This window comes from Enterobacter cloacae complex sp. 277I4, assembly GCF_050031465.1.
Lineage (GTDB): Bacteria > Pseudomonadota > Gammaproteobacteria > Enterobacterales > Enterobacteriaceae > Enterobacter > Enterobacter cloacae.
The window spans coordinates 2,500,856-2,520,664 of sequence record NZ_JBLGWC010000001.1; the positions used below are offsets into that span (position 1 = coordinate 2,500,856).

Sequence of the window (19,809 nt, forward strand, 5' to 3'; positions counted from 1 at the left end):
ACAAATAAAAAGGGACCTTTCGGTCCCTTTTTTCATCGCTTACTTTTTATCGGGTAACGCATACGCGATAACGTAATCACCGCGATCCGGTGACTGGCGGGCGCCGCCAGCGTTAATGACGATGTACTGTTTACCAGTTTTCGGTGAAACGTAGGTCATCGGCCCGGACTGGCTGCCGACCGGCAGACGGTCTTTCCAGATCTCTTTTCCGGTGGCGGTATCGAACGCGCGCAGGTAGAAATCCTGAGTGCCGGCAAAGAACAGCAGGCCAGACTGGGTGGAGAGCGACGCGCCAAGGGTTGGCATCCCGATAGGGATCGGCATATGCATGCGAATACCCAGCGGGCCGGTATCTTCCACGGTGCCCACCGGCACCTGCCACACCAGCTTGCCGGATTTCAGGTCAACCGCGGACATCGTGCCAAACGGCGGTTTCTGGCACGGAATACCCAGCGGTGACAGGAAACGCTCGCGCATGGCGCCGAACGGCGTGCCGTCCATGGGCACAATACCCATCTCAATCCCGCTGGCGTCTTTCGCCACGCTGGCACGCGGTACCATGTAGTTGGCCAGACCCAGGCGCATATCGTTGACGAACATCAGCCCGTTGTTCGGATCGACTGAGACGCTGCCCCAGTTCATCCCGCCCAGTGAGCCAGGGAACTGCAGGGAACGATCGAGACCCGGCGGGGTAAAGACCCCCTGATGGCGCATCTCTTTAAACTGAATGCGGCACAACAGCAGGTCGACAGGCGTCGCGCCCCACATATCGGACTCGGTCAGGGTCTGGTTGCCAATCATCGGCATACCGACGGAATACGGCTGTGTCGGGGAGTAGCGTTCGCCCTGCACGTTACCCGCCGGGACCGGCCGTTCTTCCACTTTCGCCACCGGTTTGCCGGTTTCGCGGTTGAGCATAAAGATCATGCCCTGTTTACTGGTCTGCACCAGTACCGGCGTGGTTCCGCCTTTACCGTCTGGCAGATCGTACAGCAGCGGTTGAGAAGGCAGATCGAAGTCCCACAGGTCGTGATGGGTGGTCTGGAAATGCCAGCGGACCTGGCCGGTGGTGGCGTCAACGGCAACGATGGAGGAGCTGTATTTATCATCCAGCGCGGTGCGTTCTCCGGCCCAGAAATCTGGCGTGGCGTTACCGGTTGGCAGGTAAATCAGGTTCAGTTTTGCGTCATAGGACATTGCAGACCAGACGTTCGGTGTACCGCGCGTGTAGGTCTGGCCTTCCGGCGGCAGGCCGGTCAGGTCCGGATTACCCGGATCCCACGCCCAGGCCAGTTTACCGGTATGTACGTCATAGGCGCGCACCACGCCCGGCGGTTCGCCGGTGGAGAAGTTATCCGCCACGCGTCCGCCGACCACCACCACGTTTCCTGCTACCAGCGGCGTGGAGGTTTGCTGATAGTAGCCCGGTTTTATCTCACCCATACCCACGCTCAGATCCACGGTACCTTTGTCACCAAAGTCTTCGCAGGCTTTACCGTTATCGGCGTTGATGGCAATCAGGCGGGCATCGGTGGTGGGCAGGAACAGACGGCGCGGACAGGCGGCGGGCTGCGCATCTGTCTGTGACGTTGTCACGTTTTGTGAATCTTCAAAATAGCCCAGCCCACGGCAGCGCTGCCAGTTCGGGGCCGTGGCTTTGGCGTCGTAACGCCACTTCTCTTTCCCGGAATCTACATCCAGCGCCAGCACTTTGCTGTACGGCGTACAGACGTAGAGCGTGTCGCCAATCTGCAGCGGCGTGTTCTGGTCTTCCGCACCGGAGCCGTTGCTCTGAGGGATATCCCCGGTATGGGCAACCCACGCGACTTTCAGCTCGTTAACGTTCTGCTTGTTAATCTGGTCAAGGGCCGCAAAACGATCCCCGTGGGTGGTGTTACCCCAGTGTTCCCAGTTCTTCTGCTGTTCGCCAGCCGCGACCGGTTTCACCGGCACCGGCTCATTCGCCGCCACCAGCGTTTGGGGTTTAAACATCCAGCCCAGGCTGACCAGCATTGCCACGGCGATCAGCGCCGCCACGCTAAAAGCCGGGCCTTTTTTCACCGGAGTCGCACGGTTTGCCGCACGCAGGAACGGCCAGACGAGGGCACACAGGAATGCCAGCACCGCAAAGGTGAAGAGGCGTGAGAAGAGCGGCCAGAAATCCCAGCCGGCATCGCTTACCGCCCAGAACAGCGACGCGATAAACGCGATGCCATACAACACAATCCCGCTGTTGCGGTTGATGAAAATCAGGATCGCGGCAATCACCATTACCACGCCTATGATCAGGAAGTATCCACTTCCGCCTACGGTGACGAGTTTAAAACCCAACCCGCCAACGGCCAGACCGACGATCGCCATCAGTCCGGCAAGGAGCCACTGCAGGATACGGGGTATCCCACGTGGCGCGCTGCCAAATGCCATCTCTTTCTCCTTAAGATCCCCCGCTGCTCAGCACGATAACGTGCCGGAAGTGTACCAGGTGGGTAATAAATGCAGTGGGAATAATGATTAATACGCTTGAATTCGGGGTTTATAAAACATTTACGAACCATTTGGTGAATTCGTCGCTATGATAAAACTGTTAAATTGTTTTGCGCAATTGTTAATAAATGATTTCGCATTAAATGATTAGAACGCAGGAATGACCCTCGCCCCGGGGGGGAGAGGGTTAGGGCAAGGGGAAGGAATCAGGCAGGCATCGATTTACGTATCGCGCTCAGCAGCGTCTGTGCACCTGAGGAGAGCGGCGTATCAACGCGGGTTAGAATGCCAATCGGTTCGCCGGCGCCGGGCGAGGTCACCGGCAGTGCGGTGAGCGTGCCCTGGCGTAAATCATCTTTGACCGCGCCGGAGGGGACGAACCAGACGTAGTCATAATCCACGGTAAGCTGGCGTGACAGGGAAGCGGACAGGGTTTCAATACAGCCTGTCGGCAGCGTACAGCCCTGCATCTGCAGTAACGTTTCGGCATTTTGCCGTGGAACCGTACCTTTTGGTGACACGACCACCGGCCACTCCATCACCCTGCTTAGGGTAACCGTATCCTGCAACAGAGGATGGTTGGGGCGTACCACCAGCTTCAGGGATTCCAGGAACAGCAGTTCATAATTCAGTCCCACCATCAGTTCGGGATCTGACATCCGTCCGATACCCAGATCCAGCTCGCCGGATTTCAGCCCCGCAAGCAGCATGGTGTTATTCATGGTGGCGACCTGCAGGGTCGTATGTTTTTGCTGTTTGTGAAACTGACCGATCACCGGCGGTAGAATGCCCAGCGCCGCCGTGGGCAGGGCACCCACACGGACAATCTCGTGCGTCTGCTCTTCTTTACGGTTTAGCGCCTGTCCGGCGGTATTGAGCGCATCAAGCACTTTGACTGCATGGGTCAGAAACTGCTCCCCGACCAGGGTCAGTTGTGCGCCCAGACGGCCGCGATCGAACAGACGGGCACCGGTCAGTTGTTCCAGCTCGTTAAGCGTTTTTGAGAGAGCAGGCTGGCTCAGGTTAAGGGTTTCAGCCGCACGCCCCAGCGTTCCCTGTTGAGCGACGGCCACAAATGTATGCAAATGGCGCAAGCGTATGCGCTGACTGAACAGACCATTTTTTTCCATAGGCGATGTTAAAAACAGAGCGATGCGGGTGACAAGCTAAGTTGTTTAATTTTGATAACTTGATAGCAAAATATTTTTAACATTTGATCTGTTTGAGTTACAACATGTTTTTGGCGGGGGGCTGAACGTCCTTGTTCATTTATTGCACATTCGGGGAGGGAAACGTTAAATCACGCCATCACCGCCGTCGGAACACCATACCTGGCCGGTCGTAAAGGAACACTCATCTGACGCCAGAGTGACGTATAAAGGTGCAATCTCCACCGGCTGGCCCGGACGGCCCAGCGGTGTGTCACCCCCAAACTGCTTCACTTTCTCCATCGGCTGGCCGCCGCTGGATTGCAGCACCGTCCAGTAAGGCCCGGGAGCCACGGCATTAACGCGAATGCCCTTCGGCCCAAGCTGTTTGGCAAGGGATTTGGTAAACACCGCCAGACAGGCTTTGGTCTGGGCATAGTCCAGCAGGACAGGGCTGGGTTTTACCGCCTGCACTGAGGAGGTGTTAATAATTGCCGCAGGGGCTTTCAGATGGCGAAGCGCCGCTTTGGTGATCCAGAACGGGGCATAAACGTTGGTTTTAAACGTGGCATCGAAATCTTCGGTAGTGAGTTCTTCCAGCGATTCCCGATACTGCTGGCGACCGGCGTTGTTCACCAGAATGTCCAGCCCGCCAAGTTTAGCCACCGCTTCTTCCACCAGGTTTTGGCAGAAGGTTTCATCCCGGACATCCCCCGGCAGCGCGACGGCGTTGCGCCCTTCGGCCTTGATCAGGTCGATAACCTCTGCGGCGTCCTTCTCTTCTTCAGGCAGATAGTTAATGGCGACATCGGCGCCTTCACGGGCGTAGGCAATGGCCACCGCGCGGCCGATACCGGAGTCACCGCCGGTAATCAGCGCTTTTTTGCCCGCCAGACGGCCGTGGCCTTTATAGCTCGTTTCCCCGTGATCGGGAACAGGTTGCATCTCAGAAGCCAGTCCTGGTGGCGTCTGCGGCTGTTCCGGGAAAGGGGGTTGCGGATAAGCGTTCGTACGTTGTTGAGTATCACTCATAGCTGACTCCTTAAGCCAATAGGTGAGTTAGGATGAAAATACAGCGTTAACGCTTCGCTGAGTTATTTCTGCAGATGATCGACACGCACCACGGAAGGCGATGACTTTTTATCAAGCGAACCGTTAATGCTGATCATCTGGTCTGGTTTGACTGTTCTGCCGTCAAAAACTGCTTTTGGGATAATAATGTCGATTTTTCCGGATTTATCCTGAAATACATACTTATCGCCGCTACCGTCAATAAGGTTGCCGCGCAGTGAAATGGTCGCGCCATCATGCATTTGTTTCGCCTGGTCGATGGTCATAATACGGGCATCATCCGTGCCGCGATAACCGCTATCCAGCGCATGCGGAGGGGGCGGCGCTTCACCCTTTTGTAACCCGCCGTTATTATCAGCCCATGCGGTTGGCACCATAAATATTAAAAAAGCGGAAATAAGTGATAATTTCATCTGATATCCTTCATTTAAGGTGTCTTGACTTATTAAGTATTGTTGCTATTCCTTTATGTGGCAAATGTGATAAGTCTTAAAAACATTCGCCATACAAAACAGAACGTTTGGTAAATAAGCGAAACGGTGATGGCTGCCATGAATGATAAAAATGAAAAGTTACCCGGGATAAATGAGAGTTATCGCTTGCTAAGGTTTGAATATGCATTTCGCCAGGTCGGATTTATTGTGTTACTGAGTATTATCATCGCAGCGATTGCCGGTCTGTTTTCAAGTGGGATAGTGAGTGACACGGAGAAAACCAATTCTGCAAAAAACCTGACCCTCAACTATGAGCGCTTTGCGCGTCGGCAAACGGAGTCGCGACTTCAGCTGACCTTTCCGGTCAACAACGAGGGCAAATACACTGTGAGCATGACCAGCGAGAGCAGCGACGCCTACGAGCCGGGCAGCGTCTGGCCGCAGCCAGACAGCATGTACAGCCGCGGGAACACGCTCTATTTTGTCTATAATCATCTTGAAAAATCGCCACATTTTGCGGTCTGGCTGTTCATTACCCCGACCAGAGGCGGTAAATGGCACAACGTCATTCGTGTAAACAACCTGCCGGATATTCCTTTCTGGCAATTTATTTACCCTTAGGAGGCTGCCATGGATATGGTTTTTAGGGCGTTGGCAATTTACCTGTTTCTGGTGGTGGTCTTCAAAGTGGCCGGACGACGTGCGTTGCTGCAGATGACCAGCTTTGACCTTATTCTCCTGTTAATTATCAGCGAAGCAACCCAGCAGGCCCTGCTGGGGGAGGATTTTTCTGTCACGGGCGCAATGATAACCATCACCACGCTGGTGGTTGTGGATATTATTTTTGGACTGATGAAAAAGTATTTTTCGCCGGTGGAGAATATTCTGGATGGCACGCCGGTAATTCTGGTTGAGAACGGCGTACCCTTAGCAGATAAACTCAAAAAGGTCGATGTTTCATGTGATGATATTCTGGTTTCAGCCCGGCAGAATAATGGTATTACAAAGTTAAGCGAAATCAAATATGCCATTCTGGAACGCAATGGCCATATTTCCATTATTCCTGAGAAAAAATGAGAGGCCTGATGATGAGCAATCTATACCACGACAACACCATTACCGTGGCTGAACTGACCAAAAAACTGGCGAGCAGGTTAATCGATGCCGGGCTTCGCTTAACAACCGCAGAATCCTGCACCGGCGGAAAGCTTTCCGTGGCGCTCTGCGCGGAAGAGAACACTGCCGATTTTTATGATGTGGGGCTGGTCGTCTTCAGCGATAGCGCGAAGGAGAGGATCCTGGGCGTAAGCCCGGAAACCCTCGCGCGGTTTACCGCCGTCAGTGAACAGACCGTCACCGAGATGGCGGCCAGCATACGCGACATTGCCCAGGCCGATGTCAGTATTGCCATCAGCGGGTATGCCGGGCCGGAAGGGGGAGATGACGGCACGGCGGCGGGGACCGTGTGCTTCGCCTGGAATATCGGCGGAAAGACGGAAACGAGCAGGGTGCTCTTTTCCGGCGACTGTCAGGACGTGGTGGAAAAAGCGGTGCATTACTCGCTGGCTGAATTAGTGACGAAATTATCGGGCTGAAATAACGCGGAGGTTTTATGGCAGTGATGGTCATTACTGGCGGGACGGCTGGCGTGGGGAAAGCCACGGCGCTGCACTTTGCAAAAGCGGGCTACGATGTGGGCATTATTGCGCGCGAGGAGACAAGCCTTCACTCGACCCAGGAAGAGCTACGCCGTTTTGGCGTCAATGCGTTGGCCGTGCAGGCGGATGTGGCCGACAGTCAGGCGGTGGTGGATGCCGCCAACGAAATTGAGTATCGCCTTGGGGCGATAGATGTGTGGGTCAATAATGCCATGGGGGCGGTGCTGGCGCCGTTTCGGACCATGACGCCGGATGAATTTCGCCGCGTCACAGAAGTCACCTACCTTGGCTACGTGAACGGTACCCGTGCCGCGCTGGAACTGATGGTGCCGCGCGATCGGGGCGTAATTATTCAGGTTGGCTCCGCGCTGGCCTACCGCTCCATTCCTTTGCAGTCCGCCTACTGCGGCGCCAAAGCCGCGATCCGGGGCTTTACCGATGCGGTGCGTACCGAGCTGATGCATGAGAACAGCCGGGTGCAGCTCGCCATGGTCCAGATGCCGGGGCTAAATACGCCGCAGTTTGAATGGGCACGGAATAAGTTTGCCTGGGCGATGCGCCCGGTTCCGCCAGTGTTTGAGCCGGAAGTGGCCGCGAGTGCCATTTTCAGGGTGGCGCAAAAACCGGTGCGCGAGCTGTGGGTGGGCAGCAGTACCATCCAGTCGATTGTCGGCCAGTTCCTCTTCCCCGGCTTTCTTGACCGTCTGATGGTGAAAAAGGCCTGGGAAGGGCAGATGACCGACACCCTGAACGCAGAAGACCGGCGGGATTACCTCGACCAGCCGGTCAACGACCTGCACAAAATCCACGGCCATTTCTCTGCTGAGGCGAAAACGCGCGCCAGCGCCGTCTCCTCTGGCGCGCCCGGGAAAGTGCTGCTGGGCTCCCTGGCCGTCGCAGGGATTGTGCTCACACGCCTGATGCGCGGCCGCAAAAAGTAGTCAGCGCAGCGCGCTACGGTTTGTCCAGAACCAGCGATAGCCGTAGCCGCCTATATCCAGCTCAACGGTTTTGCCGCAGACCAGCGCATCCTCGTAGCGTTTGTCTGCCAGACAGGCGGTCCAGGTGGCGTGGCGGATCCCTCTGGCGGTGAAGGTCACCGGTTTATCGCTGAAATTAACAAAGGTAAGAATGCTGCGATCTTCAGCCTCGTAGTAAATTCCCAGCACTGCATCATTATCGATGGCGATAAGATGAAACGGCGCCACGGCAATCTCCGGGAATTCAGACCGCGTGTTGGCGATATCTATAATCCGGTGCAGCAGCGAGTTGCGGTGCAACAGCGAATCCGCCACGTTAATTTTCTGATAACGATAGGGCCCATGGTCAATGATGGGCGCGATAAAGCTCTGCGGGTCTGCATCAGAGAAGCCACCGCCCTGAGAGGGCGCCCACTGCATGGGCGTACGCACGGCGTAACGCTCTTCTAAATCCAGATCATCACCCATGCCGATTTCATCCCCGTAGCGCATAACGGGCACCCCGGGCAGGGAGAACAGCACGGCGTGGCAGAGCGCCAGCCGCTTCTGGTCGCCATTCAGCATCGGCGCCAGGCGACGGCGGATCCCACGCTGGTACACGTTCATCTCTTCATCCGGGGCGAACGTGTCGAGGACGAACTGTTTGTCCTTTTTACCGATCCCCTCCAGATCCAGCTCGTCGTGGTTACGCAACCAGTTGGCAAAGCAGCAGGAGTCTGGCGGGACGATCATTTTCTTCACCGCATTGCGCAGCGGGCGGGCGCTTTTCCTGGCCAGGCTCACGTAGAAATATTTGTTAAGCCAGAAGTTAAGCACCAGATGAAGGCGGTCGTTATTGCCGAAATAGTCTTTGTAGGCTTCCACTTCTACGTCAACTTCACCGAGCAGAATCGCCTGCGGGTTATGTTGGGTAATCAGGCGGCGCAAGTGCTCCAGGATCCACAGCCCCTTTTTCTCGTCACCGCTTCCGGCCTGGGTGGTGAGATGCGACGCGGCGTCCAGACGGAATCCCGATACGCCGAGCTTAAGCCAGAAGAGGATAATGTTCTCTATCTCTTTAATTACCGCTGGTGAGGTGAGGTTGAGATCAGGCTCGTGGCGATAAAACATATGCCGGTAGTATTGACCCGCCTCGTCATCCCATGTCCAGATGCTCTTTTCCACGCCGGGGAACATCGGGGGCGTATCGTCATCGTTATTATCTGACCACAGGTAATAGTCGCGAAAGGGGGATTTCGGGTTGCGCCGGGCCTCCTGAAACCAGGGGTGGGCGTCCGACGTATGCTGGATCAACAGCTCGATAATGACCTGCATCCCCAGCTCACGTGCCTGCTCAATAAAAGCGATAATATCCGCCAGTTTGCCGAACCGGGGATCGACCTGCAGGTGGTCGCTGACGTCATACCCTTCGTCCAGAAAAGGGGTAAGGTAAAACGGAGTGATCCAGATTACTGTCGCCCCCATGCGGCGTATATAACGCAATTTGGCCGTTATTCCGGCGATGTCTCCGCAGCCATCGCCGTTTAAATCGTAAAACAGTGCCGTATCAATTTGATAAATAATGGCCCGTGTATGCCATCCTGCCATCCTGCACCTCAGTGGTAACCTTCTGTATCAGAAACTTTTCCCCGAAAGACGTAGTAACTCCAGGCGGTGTACACCAGGATCACCGGAATAATCAGTAACGTCCCCACCAGCATAAAGAGCTGGCTGGCGGGCGGGGCCGCGGCATCCCACAGGCTAATGCCCGGCGGAATAATGTTCGGCCACAGGCTGATGCCCAGTCCGCTAAAACCGAGGAAGATAAGCCCAAGCGTCAACAGGAACGGACGCGCGTGGCTGGCCGGGTTGCGGGTCAAGCGCCAGATCCACAGGCTAAATACGCCTACCAGCAGAGGCACCGGCAGGAACCAGAAGAAGTTAGGCAGGGTAAACCAGCGCTCGGCCACGTACTGCCAGCCGAGTGGCGTCCAGATGCTCACCACCGCGATGACGACAATCAGCGCCAGCAGCACGTGGCGGGTCAACTCGCGCATGCGGTTTTGCAGTGCACCTTCGCTTTTCATGATAAGCCACGTGGTGCCCAGCAGCGTATAGGCCACCACTAGCCCGATACCGCAGAACAGGTTGAAGGGGGTCAGCCAGTCGAGGGCAGACCCCACGTAGCGTCGGCCTTCTACTTCAAAACCGTTGATCACCGCGCCGACCACCACGCCCTGGCTGAAGGTGGCGAGTAGCGAGCCTCCCGCAAAGGCATAGTCCCAGAACTGGCGGTGAGAGGGCGTCGCTTTGAAGCGGAACTCAAAGGCGACACCGCGAAAGATAAGACCGATCAGCATGGCGGTAAGCGGAATGGTGAGCGCATCGATGATCACCGCATAGGCCAGCGGAAAGGCGCCAAACAGCCCTGCGCCGCCCAGCACCAGCCAGGTTTCGTTGCCGTCCCAGACGGGGGCCACGCTGTTCACCATCACGTCGCGCTCTTTAGCATCGCCCACGAAGTTAAACAGCAGACCGATCCCCAAATCAAAGCCATCCATGATGATGTACATCAGGGTGGCGAAGACGATGATGGCAAACCAGATAACCGAGATATCGACGCCCATCAGATTCTCTCCTCTTCCGGAACAGACTCAGCGGCAGACAGCGGACGGGCGGGAGTGCCCGAGGTGTTCGAGGTTAGCGTGTCCACCGGCTGTGGTCCTTTCTTAATCAGACGCACAAGGTAGACATAGCCCACGCCAAACACCGAGCAATAAACGACGATGAAGGCCAGCAGGCTGATGCTCATCTGCAGCGTGCTATGCAGAGAGACCGCGTCGATGGTGCGCAGATAACCGTAGACCACCCACGGCTGGCGACCCACTTCGGTGGTCACCCAGCCAGCGAGCAGCGCCAGCAGACCGGCTGGCCCCATACAGAGGGCAAACCAGTGGAACGGGCGCGAGTGATACAGCCGGTGGCGATAGCGTAGCCACAGGCTCAGGACGCCGAGGGCGATCATCAACAGCCCCATGCCAACCATGATGCGGAACGACCAGAAGACGATGGTGGAGTTCGGGCGATCTTCTTTCGGGAAATCTTTCAGCGCGGGGACCTGTTTATCCAGACTGTGGGTGAGGATCAGGCTGCCGAGGGCCGGGATCTCAAGCCCGTATTTGGTGCGCTCCTCTTCCATATCCGGCAGACCAAACAGCAGCAGCGGGGTGGCTTCCCCTGGCGGATTTTCCCAGTGCCCCTCGATGGCGGCGATTTTGGCAGGCTGATGTTCAAGCGTGTTCAGGCCATGCATATCCCCGACTACGGCCTGAATGGGGGCGACCAGCAGGGCCATCCACATAGCCATCGAGAACATTTTGCGAATGGCGGGCGTGTCGTTGCCGCGCAGCAGGTGCCAGGCTCCCGACGCGCCCACAAACAGCGCGCTGCACAGGAACGCGGCAATGGACATATGGATCAGCCGGTACGGGAAAGAGGGGTTGAAGATGACGGCCAGCCAGTCTTCAGGGATCACCTGACCGTTCTCAATGGTGAAGCCCTGCGGAGTGTGCATCCAGCTGTTAGAGGCGAGGATCCAGAAGGTGGACATTAGCGTACCCAGCGCCACCATGCAGGTTGCGAAGAAGTGCAGTCCCGGTCCAACCTTGTTCCAGCCGAACAGCATTACGCCGAGGAAACCGGCCTCAAGGAAGAAAGCGGTTAATACCTCGTAGGTCAGCAATGGCCCGGTAATGCTGCCTGCAAACTGAGAGAACCCGCTCCAGTTGGTGCCGAACTGATAGGCCATGACCAGCCCGGACACAACGCCCATACCAAAGTTGACGGCAAATATTTTGAGCCAGAAATGGTACAGGGAGCGCCAGACGTCGTTTTTGGTACGCAGCCACATCCCTTCGAGCACCACCAGATAGCTGGCAAGCCCGATGGTGATCGCCGGGAAGAGAATATGAAACGAGACGGTAAAAGCGAACTGAATTCTCGCCAGATGAAACGCGTCGAGTTCGAACATGGTCCGTACCTCTGGAACGATGGGGCACGAGAATTACCAGGCAGCGGGAGCTGCCTGGCAAAACCGGTTACGGTTTTTTCTTACCGGCGCCTAGCTCGGCACCTGTTAACGGGTCGGCGTTCGGATCGGATTTTGTGCGAGCAGACATCGCCTTGACGAGCGTAGCCTGTTCGGTCGAAAGCGTCACGCTTGCACTCCCGTCTCCACCGTCAACCGCAGGTTGGGGGGCCTCAACGTAGTCGAAATGCTTATCGCTGTTCCAGCTTCCGCGGACCTCGCCACCTTCAGACATATTGTAGTACTTGTTGGTGAATTCCTCGATTGGCGGCAATTTCCCCGGCGGGAAATTATTGCGAATAGACTGAAGCGCCTTCTCGAAGGAGAGCTGGTGCGCCGCCTCTCGCGTCATCAGAAACGCCAGTGCATCTTTCACCCCGGGATCGTCTGTCACGTTGATCAGACGCTCATAGATGATTTTTGCCCGCGCCTCTGCGGCCACGTTCGAGCGCAGATCCGCCGTGGGTTCACCAATGGTATCAACATAGGCCGCCGTCCAGGGCACACCCGCGGAGTTAGTGAGCGGGGTACCGCCGCCGTAGAGCAGGGAGGTGATATGGCTGTCGTTGCCGTTTTCGGTCATGGACCGGTACAGCTCGGCTTCGTTCTCTACCCCTTCCGCCAGCGCGCCTTTGGCCCCTTTATTCAGCATGCCGACCAGCGTCCCGATGATTTCGAGGTGGCTCAACTCTTCGGTCGCGATATCCATCAGCATATCTTTACGGCCAGGATCGTCATCACTCAGGCCCTGGGTGAAGTAGCGGCAGGCGGCCGCCAGTTCACCCTGCGGCCCGCCAAATTGTTCCAGCATAAGATTGGCGAGGCCGGGATTCGGTTCAGCAACGCGAACCGTGTATTGCAGCTGTTTGACGTGTCGAAACATACACTCTCCTGTGGTTTATTTTTTCGCTTCGACACCTGATGCATCAGAACGCAGCAGGAACTGTTCCGTCGTTTGCGGAATGTGACGAATTAGCCAGTCGGCCATCTCGCGCTCTTCGGCGAGAATGGTTTCAATGGCGGGTACAGAGGCGGTGTCGCCCGCTTTTTTGGCCGCGGCCAGCAGGGAGGTGTAGCAGGCAATTTCGAACTGTTCGAAAACATAGCCGCTGATGGAGCCTTTAACAATCTCATCGGACGGGAACATGCCGCCGATGGACTGGCCGAGCGCAGCCATTTTGCTCATCGAGTCTTTTAAAACCGAACGAGAAATATCATTACGATCGAGGATTTCCTCCAGCAATGTGATTTGCCGTTTTGTCTCATTAATGTGCTGCTCAATACGGGCGCGAACATCAGGATAATTTTCAATACGGCTGGCCATCGATTCCAGCATTGATTCGGCTTGCTTTTCCATTGCATGGGCATCGCGTAGCCAGTCATGGTAGTGTTCTACGTGATTCATATTTCGTTCCTCATTATAGGTTCGCTTATTTGGTCTCACTTTCAGCAGCCTGATCGGCACGTGCGGCACTGTAGCCAGATAAATGGCCGACAATATTGGCGTAAATACTGATGATAATGACCCATAGTACGCTATTCTTCCACCATATTACGGAAGGAATAGCAAGGATGAACCATATTATAGCTGCCGTTAAATGGCACCGTTTAATTGTCCTGGGACTGATGCTCATTATATTTAACCTGTGTTATAGCGTCATTTTTGCGCTTTTTGGTTAATATTTCCTACGGCCAGGTCGGTGAGTTTAAGATCGGTTTCTTTTTCTTCTTCCAGTGTTTCGGCAAGAAGTTTAACGGCTTTTTTATAGCCAAGTTGTTCTGCTAATGTGGCAAGGGTACCGTAACTGGCAATTTCGTAATGTTCCACTTTTTGCGCAGCGGCAATTAATGCTGCATCACGGACTTCATTTTTTTCTGTGCTTTCGATGACCTCATTGGCCTCTTCAATTAAGCCTTCCATTGCCACACATTTCATTCGCTTAAGCTTAATACCGTCTTCCTGTTCGATAATCTGATCGATACGCTCAATCTGACCCTGCGTCTCCTCAAGGTGGGCGGTGAAAGCCGCGCTGAGCTTTTCACTGGAGGCGGCACGGGCAAGTTTGCTCAGGGCTCGGGTGAGCTGTTTTTCCGCGCTGTAGGTATCGGACAGTAGATGAATAAAAACATCCTCGATACTTTTCATATTCATATATTTTGCTCCGGTTAAAACGTTAAGGGAACTGCGAGCCTTTCGGCCCGCAGCATGCTCTCTGGTATTACTGAGACAGCTTAATAAAATCAGGAGTTATCAGATTTACGGCCTCCGCCGTGACTATTCTGACCCCCTTTCTTACCTGCTTCAGATGCGCGTTGCGGATCGTTTTTGAAATTACCGCCGCTGTGCTGGCCGCCTTTACGTCCAGCTTCTGATGCTTTTTCACGGTCTTCAGCGAAATTACCGGAACCACCACGATGCTCTGCCATATTAAACCTCATAGTCATATATTGGTTATGTCAGTACGATACAGAAATATTCCGTATCACTCGTCGTTCGAGTAATAACTTTAGACGCTGTGCGGCATGCGTCAAATGCGTTTCGCCATTCACGGTTGCGTTATTTAAAAATATTGGTGGGTTTACGCTTCGTTTGGCGAAAAAATATGGATGAGTGGGAAGGACTTGTAAAAAAATGCTCGGATTAATCCTAAGTTGCCGCTAAAAACCTGAAAGGTGAGGATAAAAATTGTAGCGCCACAATTTCGTTCAATTTTTAGCCTGGATGGCCTCCAAAATTACTCCTTTATAGCTAGAAAACAGAATAATCATTAATTATAAGGAAACTCCTGGACGACGGGCCGGGGGGAAAGGAAGGGGGCCTGGTACGGCCGCGACAGGTTCGGGCAGCACACGGTTTGACCACTGTCGTCGTAAGATCACAAATCGTAAATTCTTCCCCCCGGAAGGAACGGGTTTCTCTACACTCCAGGTAATATTCACTGGAGGCATGACACCATGGCGAACACCATCACGGCTGATGATATTCGGGAACATTTTTCGCAGGCTATGTCGGCGATGTACCAGCAGGAAGTTCCGCAGTACGGCACCTTGCTTGAGCTGGTCGCGGACGTAAACCTGGCGGTTCTGGAAAACAATCCACTCTTACATGAACAACTGGCGAATGCAGATGAGCTGGCGCGCCTGAATGTGGAGCGTCACGGGGCTATCCGCGTGGGCACCGCAAAAGAGCTTTCTACCCTGCGTCGTATGTTTGCCATCATGGGCATGTACCCGGTCAGCTACTATGATCTCTCTCAGGCGGGCGTTCCGGTTCACTCGACGGCATTTCGCCCGGTGGATGATGCGGCGCTGTGCCGTAACCCGTTTCGTATCTTTACCTCACTGCTGCGCCTTGAGTTGATTGAGAACGTTGCCCTGCGCGAGCGGGCGGCGGAGATCCTCTCTCACCGCAACATCTTTACGCCGCGCTGCCTGGCGCTCATCGAACTGCATGAAAAAGAAGGGGCGTTCACCGAGGCGCAGGCGCGGGAGTTTGTTCAGGAAGCGTTAGAAACCTTCCGCTGGCACCGTCATGCGACGGTCGATCAGGAGACCTATCTGGCGCTGCATAATGAGCATCGCCTGATTGCGGATGTGGTCTGTTTCCCGGGATGCCACATCAACCACCTTACGCCACGCACGCTGGATATTGACCGGGTGCAGGAGCTGATGCCGAAGTACGGCATTGAACCCAAAATTCTGATTGAAGGGCCGCCGCGCCGCGAGGTGCCGGTGTTATTGCGTCAGACCAGCTTCAAGGCGCTGGAAGAGCCGGTGCTGTTTGCCGGGGAACATAAAGGCACCCATACCGCGCGCTTTGGTGAAATTGAACAGCGCGGGGTGGCGTTGACGCCGAAAGGTCGCGAGCTTTATGACAGTTTGCTCGCCGAGTCCGGCACCGGTAAAGACAACCTGACCCATCAGCTTCATCTGCGTGAAGTGTTCAGCGCCTTCCCGGACAGCGAGCTGATGATGCGCCGACAGGAGCTGGCGTATTTCCGCTATCGCCTGACGCCAGCGGGTGAAGCGCATCGTCATGCGTTTCGTCCGGGCGACGATCCGCAGCCGTTAATTGAACGCGGGTGGGTGGTTGCCCAGCCGATCACCTACGAAGATTTCCTGCCGGTCAGCGCCGCAGGGATTTTCCAGTCCAATCTCGGGAATGAAACCCAGGCGCGCAGCCACGGTAACGCCAGCCGGGATGCCTTCGAAGCGGCGCTGGGCTGCCCGGTCTATGACGAGTTCGCACTGTACGAGGAGGCGGAAACCCGCAGCAAACAGCGTTGCGGTTTGCTCTGAAATCGTTACTCTTCAGGGGTGTGATGGAAAAAGAAGGTAGTTATGCAATATCCCTCCGCCCCTGTGGTTGAAACGCGCTACGGCGCACTGGCTGGTTTTACGGATAATACTGTTCAGGCGTGGTACGGCATTCCCTACGCCGCACCGCCCGTTGGCAACTGGCGCTGGCGCTCACCGCGACCGCCCGAACGCTGGGATGGGGTTCGCACGGCAACGGCGTTTTCCGCCTCAAGCTGGCAAAGCAGCGAATATTGCCAGGAGCTGGGCGGCGGGGATCCCGGACAGTTTTCAGAGGATTGTCTTTATCTAAACGTGTGGTCACCCGTTGACCGCGTTGAGCCGCTGCCGGTGATGGTCTGGCTGCACGGTGGTGGGTTCACGCTCGGCGCGGGTGGGTTACCGCCCTATAACGGCAGGGCGCTGGCGGAACGCGGCGTGGTGGTGGTCACCCTCAATTACCGTCTTGGTCATCTCGGCTTTTTCGCCCATCCTGCGCTGGAGGGGGAAGAAGATCGCGTGGTGCATAATTTTGCCCTGCTGGATCAGATCGCCGCCCTCGAATGGGTGCGGGACAATATCGCCGCCTTTGGGGGCAATCCCGAAAACGTCACGCTGTTTGGTGAATCAGCTGGCGCACGCAGCGTGTTGTCGCTGCTGGCCTCGCCGCTGGCGAAAGGGTTATTTCATAAAGCGATTGTGCAAAGTGGCTATACCTTGCCGGATACCCCGCGCGAGCAGGCCCTGCGAAAAGGGGAAGCGCTGGCCGCGCATTTTGGGCTGGAGAACGCGACAGCGGAGCAGTTGCGTGCTATTCCACCTGAGTCGTTCTGGCCGTTAACGGCACCGCTGAATATCGCCCCGGCCCCTGTTGCCGGAGATTGTGTTCTCCCGGAGCCGATGCTGGACGTCTTCTTCGCCGCCCGTCAGCAGCCTGTCCCCATCATGATTGGCTCCAACAGCGACGAGGCGAGCGTAATGGCGGTGTTTGGCATCGATCTCGCCGGACAAATTCAGAAGCTCCGCCGGGAGCGGCGCTTTGGTCTGGGGCTGATCAAGCTGCTCTATCCAGGCGTGAAAGGCGATGAAGAGCTGGGAAGGCAGGTGTGCCGGGATATGGCGTTCACCACCATGGGCTATGTGGTGATGCAGGCCCAGCAGCGCGTCGGCGCGCCGTGCTGGCGCTACTGGTTTGACTATGTGGCCGAAGCGGAGCACGCCACCTATATCAACGGTGCCTGGCACGGCAACGAGGTGCCGTATGTGTTTGATACGCTCGGAGAGGTGGAACCTTCACGGCAGTATGTGAACGCGCGTGATGTACAGTTCGCCGCCCACGTGGCCGACTACTGGGTGAGTTTTGCCCGCGATGCGGGGCATCGTGACAGCCTGCCTGGGCCGACGCACTGGCCAGCCTGCCGTAAAGGGCGCGACGTCCTGTTACGCATTGGTGTGAATAAGCATGCAGGTTTTAAGCTTGAAAACCGCTTTATGCGCGCCCGCATGAGCCTCTTCAAACGGGTGATGAAGCACCACGTTAACCTCGATTAAGCAAACAGGCGCGAAACGCGGCCAGGCCGTTTTCCGTGCCTGGCGCTTCGCGCAGCACCAGCCGGTAGCTCGCACCGGTTTTGATACTGGTCGCAAAAGGCCGCACCAGCCTTCCTGCGCGGATGTCCTCTTCCACCAGCGTTTCATCGGCGATGGCGACGCCCAGCCCCTGAATGGCCGCCGTAATGGCGAGATCCATCGTGTCGAAGTGTTGATTTTTGTGCATAACAACGCCCGGCTCCTCCTGTTTCGCCAGCCACAGTGACCAGTCGGTTTTATCCCGTGTCGGGTGAAGAAAGGTCAATGAACCCAGTCCGGTCCCCGCCCGCAGCGGGCTGAGCACCGGAGTTAACGCCTCTTCGAACAGCAGATCGCCCGCGCTCATGTGCGTGCCAAACACGATGGCGGCGTCGTAGGATTCGGTTTTAAAGTTGACGTTATGATCGGTGGTGGTGGTCAACGCGATTTGCAGATCGGGCTGTTCGCGCTCTACCTCCAGCAGGCGCGGCACCAGCCAGCGCATGGCGCAGGTGGGCGCTTTAAGCCGGATCACCGTATGCTGGGCGCGGGCCCGATCGGCCACGTTCAGCATCTGTTCGAAAGCGGATTGTAGCTCCGGCAGCAGGGCGCTGCCCTGGGAAGAGAGGCGCAACCCGCGCGCGTGGCGCTCAAACAGCGGAAAGCCAAACCACGCTTCCAGAGCGGCGATTTTACGGCTCACGGCCCCCTGAGTCAGACAAAGCTCTCTGGCGGCATGGGTGAGATTCAGGTGACGCGCGGTCACCAGGAAGGCGTCGATGGCATTGAGCGGGAGCGAACGGCGCGACATAAAAACACCTCAGCTATGCATTTTTCTCATGGCTATTATGACAACAATTCGATTGTCCCGGCAACGGCGTTGTTGTTTGAATAGTTATGCAATCCCTATGAGAAGGATAAATGATGACCCTGAAGACCGCGGTACAAACCCGTTCCAAATTACCGGATGTGGGTACCACCATTTTTACCGTAATCGGCCAGCTTTCTGCTCAGCACAACGCCATCAATCTTTCTCAGGGCGCACCGAATTTTTCCTGCGACCCGAAACTGATTGCGGGCGTAACCCGCGCAATGGAGGCAGGGCATAACCAGTATGCCGCGATGACCGGCCTGCAGCCTTTGAAAGAGCGTATCGCGGAGAAAATTGCCACCCTTTACGGCACCACGTATGACCCGGGGCGCGAGGTGCTGGTTACCGCCAGTGCCAGCCAGGGGCTCTATTCCGCCATCAGCGGGCTGGTGCATCCGGGCGATGAGGTGATCTACTTCGAACCGTCATTTGATAGCTACGCGCCGATTGTTCGCCTTCAGGGCGCCACCCCGGTCGCCATCAAACTCACGGTGCCGGATTTTGCCGTGAACTGGGATGAGGTCCGCGCGGCCATCACCCCCAAAACGCGTATGATCATCATCAACACGCCACATAATCCAAGCGGGCAGGTGTTCTCCGCGAATGACCTGCAGCAGCTGGTGGCCGTGACGCGCAATACCGATATCATTATTTTGTCTGACGAAGTGTACGAGCACGTCGTTTTTGACGATGAGCCGCACCACGGTATGGCCACACACCCTCAGTTGGCGGAGCGTAGCGTCATTATCTCTTCCTTCGGAAAAACCTATCACGTTACCGGATGGCGCGTGGGGTACTGTGTTGCACCGGCGGCACTGATGGAAGAGATTTGTAAAGTGCATCAATTTTTGATGTTTTCTGCCGATACGCCAATGCAGCATGCGTTTGCCGAACATATGACCGATCCGCAAACCTGGCTGTCGCTGGCGACGTTTTATCAGCGCAAGCGCGATCTGCTGCAAACTCTGCTGGCTGAGTCGCCGTTTAAACTGCTGCCGAGCGCGGGCTCGTTCTTCCTGCTGGCAGATTACAGCCCATTCAGCGACGAGTCCGACAGCGAGATGGTGAAACGGCTGATCGTTGAGTGCGGTGTCGCGACCATTCCGCTGTCCGCTTTCTATACGGATGGTACGGACAATAAATTGATTCGTCTCTCTTTTGCCAAAGATGAGGCGACGTTACGGGCAGGTGCCCAGGCCCTGTGTCGGGTTAAACCACGCTAAGGAGTTTGA

Annotated in this window: 20 protein-coding genes; 7 read left to right on the forward strand and 13 right to left on the reverse strand. The window is 56.0% G+C overall.

The genetic code is table 11. The features are described from left to right. Positions 1-39: 39 nt before the first annotated feature. The 4 genes from ACQG19_RS12220 to ACQG19_RS12235 all read right to left on the reverse strand — a co-directional run bounded on the left by ACQG19_RS12220 (position 40) and on the right by ACQG19_RS12235 (position 5,116). Entirely contained in the window at positions 40-2,424 is a 2,385-nt protein-coding gene (locus ACQG19_RS12220) for a glucose/quinate/shikimate family membrane-bound PQQ-dependent dehydrogenase (protein WP_246931814.1), read from the reverse strand. 266 nt (positions 2,425-2,690) lie between these two features. After that, complete coding sequence (locus tag ACQG19_RS12225; RefSeq protein ID WP_014831860.1) at positions 2,691-3,614, reverse strand: LysR substrate-binding domain-containing protein; 924 nt, start codon at positions 3,612-3,614, stop codon at positions 2,691-2,693. A 165-nt stretch (positions 3,615-3,779) separates the two neighbouring features. Beyond that, positions 3,780-4,664 (reverse strand): SDR family oxidoreductase, encoded by an 885-nt coding sequence (locus ACQG19_RS12230; RefSeq protein WP_013096673.1) that lies wholly within the window; start codon positions 4,662-4,664, stop codon positions 3,780-3,782. A 62-nt stretch (positions 4,665-4,726) separates the two neighbouring features. After that, complete coding sequence (locus tag ACQG19_RS12235; protein ID WP_246931812.1) at positions 4,727-5,116, reverse strand: YdeI family stress tolerance OB fold protein; 390 nt, start codon at positions 5,114-5,116, stop codon at positions 4,727-4,729. A 138-nt stretch (positions 5,117-5,254) separates the two neighbouring features. Between ACQG19_RS12235 and ACQG19_RS12240 the strand changes: the two genes are divergently transcribed. Genes ACQG19_RS12240 through ACQG19_RS12255 form a run of 4 tightly spaced genes read left to right on the forward strand, consistent with a single transcriptional unit; the run spans position 5,255 to position 7,736 of the window. Beyond that, entirely contained in the window at positions 5,255-5,758 is a 504-nt protein-coding gene (locus ACQG19_RS12240) for a hypothetical protein (RefSeq protein ID WP_246931912.1), read from the forward strand. Positions 5,759-5,767: 9 nt separating this feature from the next. Continuing rightward, positions 5,768-6,214 (forward strand): DUF421 domain-containing protein, encoded by a 447-nt coding sequence (locus tag ACQG19_RS12245; protein ID WP_013096670.1) that lies wholly within the window; start codon positions 5,768-5,770, stop codon positions 6,212-6,214. A gap of 11 nt (positions 6,215-6,225) precedes the next feature. After that, the gene (locus tag ACQG19_RS12250) at positions 6,226-6,732 is read left to right on the forward strand and encodes a 2-oxo-tetronate isomerase (RefSeq protein ID WP_029883805.1); all 507 of its coding nucleotides are present in this window, start codon (positions 6,226-6,228) and stop codon (positions 6,730-6,732) included. Positions 6,733-6,749: 17 nt separating this feature from the next. Next, on the forward strand, positions 6,750-7,736 hold the full coding sequence (locus ACQG19_RS12255) for an SDR family oxidoreductase (protein ID WP_020688581.1): 987 nt from the start codon (positions 6,750-6,752) through the stop codon (positions 7,734-7,736). Here the strand turns inward: ACQG19_RS12255 and ACQG19_RS12260 are convergent, their stop codons facing one another. The 8 genes from ACQG19_RS12260 to ACQG19_RS12295 all read right to left on the reverse strand — a co-directional run bounded on the left by ACQG19_RS12260 (position 7,737) and on the right by ACQG19_RS12295 (position 14,268). Next, on the reverse strand, positions 7,737-9,362 hold the full coding sequence (locus ACQG19_RS12260; RefSeq protein WP_246931810.1) for an alpha-amylase family protein: 1,626 nt from the start codon (positions 9,360-9,362) through the stop codon (positions 7,737-7,739). An 8-nt stretch (positions 9,363-9,370) separates the two neighbouring features. After that, on the reverse strand, positions 9,371-10,381 hold the full coding sequence (gene cydB, locus ACQG19_RS12265; protein WP_013096666.1) for a cytochrome d ubiquinol oxidase subunit II: 1,011 nt from the start codon (positions 10,379-10,381) through the stop codon (positions 9,371-9,373). Continuing rightward, entirely contained in the window at positions 10,381-11,784 is a 1,404-nt protein-coding gene (locus tag ACQG19_RS12270) for a cytochrome ubiquinol oxidase subunit I (protein ID WP_013096665.1), read from the reverse strand. The genes cydB and ACQG19_RS12270 overlap by 1 nt, the downstream gene beginning before the upstream one ends. Before the next feature lie 67 nt (positions 11,785-11,851). Beyond that, positions 11,852-12,724, reverse strand: a complete 873-nt coding sequence (locus ACQG19_RS12275; RefSeq protein ID WP_246931807.1) for a manganese catalase family protein — start codon at positions 12,722-12,724, stop codon at positions 11,852-11,854. 15 nt (positions 12,725-12,739) lie between these two features. Continuing rightward, positions 12,740-13,246 (reverse strand): ferritin-like domain-containing protein, encoded by a 507-nt coding sequence (locus ACQG19_RS12280; protein ID WP_020688585.1) that lies wholly within the window; start codon positions 13,244-13,246, stop codon positions 12,740-12,742. A 25-nt stretch (positions 13,247-13,271) separates the two neighbouring features. After that, a complete protein-coding gene (locus tag ACQG19_RS12285) occupies positions 13,272-13,475 on the reverse strand; it encodes a hypothetical protein (RefSeq protein ID WP_013096662.1) in 204 nt (67 codons plus the stop codon). A 23-nt stretch (positions 13,476-13,498) separates the two neighbouring features. Beyond that, complete coding sequence (locus ACQG19_RS12290; protein WP_014831873.1) at positions 13,499-13,993, reverse strand: ferritin-like domain-containing protein; 495 nt, start codon at positions 13,991-13,993, stop codon at positions 13,499-13,501. Positions 13,994-14,082: 89 nt separating this feature from the next. Continuing rightward, positions 14,083-14,268, reverse strand: a complete 186-nt coding sequence (locus ACQG19_RS12295; RefSeq protein WP_004150795.1) for a general stress protein — start codon at positions 14,266-14,268, stop codon at positions 14,083-14,085. Between the two features lie 528 nt (positions 14,269-14,796). On the opposite strand from ACQG19_RS12295, the gene hglS reads away from it, so the two are divergent. Beyond that, positions 14,797-16,140: a 2-oxoadipate dioxygenase/decarboxylase HglS gene (gene hglS / locus ACQG19_RS12300; RefSeq protein WP_020688588.1), complete on the forward strand. Its 1,344-nt coding sequence runs from the start codon at positions 14,797-14,799 to the stop codon at positions 16,138-16,140. Between the two features lie 42 nt (positions 16,141-16,182). Beyond that, on the forward strand, positions 16,183-17,688 hold the full coding sequence (locus ACQG19_RS12305) for a carboxylesterase/lipase family protein (protein WP_246931806.1): 1,506 nt from the start codon (positions 16,183-16,185) through the stop codon (positions 17,686-17,688). On the opposite strand, the gene ACQG19_RS12310 is transcribed toward ACQG19_RS12305, so the two are convergent. Then, the gene (locus ACQG19_RS12310) at positions 17,675-18,517 is read right to left on the reverse strand and encodes a LysR family transcriptional regulator (RefSeq protein WP_222168382.1); all 843 of its coding nucleotides are present in this window, start codon (positions 18,515-18,517) and stop codon (positions 17,675-17,677) included. The two genes, ACQG19_RS12305 and ACQG19_RS12310, sit on opposite strands and share 14 nt — an antisense overlap. A 113-nt stretch (positions 18,518-18,630) precedes the next feature. Here ACQG19_RS12310 and ACQG19_RS12315 point away from each other — a divergent pair, with 113 nt between their 5' ends. Then, a complete protein-coding gene (locus ACQG19_RS12315) occupies positions 18,631-19,800 on the forward strand; it encodes a pyridoxal phosphate-dependent aminotransferase (protein ID WP_038419387.1) in 1,170 nt (389 codons plus the stop codon). Positions 19,801-19,809 lie beyond the last annotated feature (9 nt).

Coding starts and splice junctions, on each gene's coding strand:
- ACQG19_RS12220 (WP_246931814.1), bottom strand. CDS start 2,424: ATGGCATTTGGCAGCGCGCCACGTGGGATACCCCGTATCCTGCAGTGG.
- ACQG19_RS12225 (WP_014831860.1), bottom strand. CDS start 3,614: ATGGAAAAAAATGGTCTGTTCAGTCAGCGCATACGCTTGCGCCATTTG.
- ACQG19_RS12230 (WP_013096673.1), bottom strand. CDS start 4,664: ATGAGTGATACTCAACAACGTACGAACGCTTATCCGCAACCCCCTTTC.
- ACQG19_RS12235 (WP_246931812.1), bottom strand. CDS start 5,116: ATGAAATTATCACTTATTTCCGCTTTTTTAATATTTATGGTGCCAACC.
- ACQG19_RS12240 (WP_246931912.1), top strand. CDS start 5,255: ATGAATGATAAAAATGAAAAGTTACCCGGGATAAATGAGAGTTATCGC.
- ACQG19_RS12245 (WP_013096670.1), top strand. CDS start 5,768: ATGGATATGGTTTTTAGGGCGTTGGCAATTTACCTGTTTCTGGTGGTG.
- ACQG19_RS12250 (WP_029883805.1), top strand. CDS start 6,226: ATGAGCAATCTATACCACGACAACACCATTACCGTGGCTGAACTGACC.
- ACQG19_RS12255 (WP_020688581.1), top strand. CDS start 6,750: ATGGCAGTGATGGTCATTACTGGCGGGACGGCTGGCGTGGGGAAAGCC.
- ACQG19_RS12260 (WP_246931810.1), bottom strand. CDS start 9,362: ATGGCAGGATGGCATACACGGGCCATTATTTATCAAATTGATACGGCA.
- cydB (WP_013096666.1), bottom strand. CDS start 10,381: ATGGGCGTCGATATCTCGGTTATCTGGTTTGCCATCATCGTCTTCGCC.
- ACQG19_RS12270 (WP_013096665.1), bottom strand. CDS start 11,784: ATGTTCGAACTCGACGCGTTTCATCTGGCGAGAATTCAGTTCGCTTTT.
- ACQG19_RS12275 (WP_246931807.1), bottom strand. CDS start 12,724: ATGTTTCGACACGTCAAACAGCTGCAATACACGGTTCGCGTTGCTGAA.
- ACQG19_RS12280 (WP_020688585.1), bottom strand. CDS start 13,246: ATGAATCACGTAGAACACTACCATGACTGGCTACGCGATGCCCATGCA.
- ACQG19_RS12285 (WP_013096662.1), bottom strand. CDS start 13,475: ATGAGCATCAGTCCCAGGACAATTAAACGGTGCCATTTAACGGCAGCT.
- ACQG19_RS12290 (WP_014831873.1), bottom strand. CDS start 13,993: ATGAATATGAAAAGTATCGAGGATGTTTTTATTCATCTACTGTCCGAT.
- ACQG19_RS12295 (WP_004150795.1), bottom strand. CDS start 14,268: ATGGCAGAGCATCGTGGTGGTTCCGGTAATTTCGCTGAAGACCGTGAA.
- hglS (WP_020688588.1), top strand. CDS start 14,797: ATGGCGAACACCATCACGGCTGATGATATTCGGGAACATTTTTCGCAG.
- ACQG19_RS12305 (WP_246931806.1), top strand. CDS start 16,183: ATGCAATATCCCTCCGCCCCTGTGGTTGAAACGCGCTACGGCGCACTG.
- ACQG19_RS12310 (WP_222168382.1), bottom strand. CDS start 18,517: ATGTCGCGCCGTTCGCTCCCGCTCAATGCCATCGACGCCTTCCTGGTG.
- ACQG19_RS12315 (WP_038419387.1), top strand. CDS start 18,631: ATGACCCTGAAGACCGCGGTACAAACCCGTTCCAAATTACCGGATGTG.